The organism is Vibrio sp. 1249-1 (genome assembly GCF_033340495.1).
Genome location: NZ_JAWOWJ010000890.1, coordinates 1 through 577, shown reverse-complemented (window position 1 = coordinate 577; position 577 = coordinate 1). Strand labels below are relative to the sequence as shown.

The window sequence follows — 577 nt, the reverse complement described above, 5'->3', positions numbered from 1 at the left end:
CATCCAAAATTTAGAGAAATTCTCTCTTTGTGCTCTAGGCGCATTGCGTGTCAGATCGCCAATCACTGGGTGAGCAGGAACAAATCCCATGCTCTTAAAACCACCTCGTAATTCTTTGGCGATTGGATTGGAGTCTTCGCATAACAAAGGGTAAATATCACGCCACAAATAATGCGGCTTTTCTATCGGCGATAGATACTTAGAGTGACTCATAACTTGGTATGAAGGCGGCAGTAACTCAGAGCGAATATAAATCACATGATCCACTGGCAGTTGCAGATATCGCTCCAATTGAAAGAGGTTGCCACTCTCAACATTACCGATCGTTTCGGCAGCATCGAGTTTATTTTCACAAAGAACAATTGAACCATCACTTAATATCAGACGCATGTCTGGTCGGCATCCTGGATAGATAACTTGTGTCTCGACCTTGCTGATCAACCTGCTATCTTGGTCTCCAAATATCAACCTAACAAATGCTCGATTGAAACGTTCTGAAGACCTTAACGCAGCAGCGAAGAATTCAGTTAAGTGATCCTCTTTTGCTACCGTTAGTTTTTGAGTATTGATGAATAAG

1 pseudogene is annotated in these 577 nt (G+C 42.3%); it reads right to left on the bottom strand.

From position 1 onward, the window contains the following. Positions 1-577: pseudogene (locus tag R7Z50_RS29510) on the bottom strand (hypothetical protein); the annotation flags it as partial.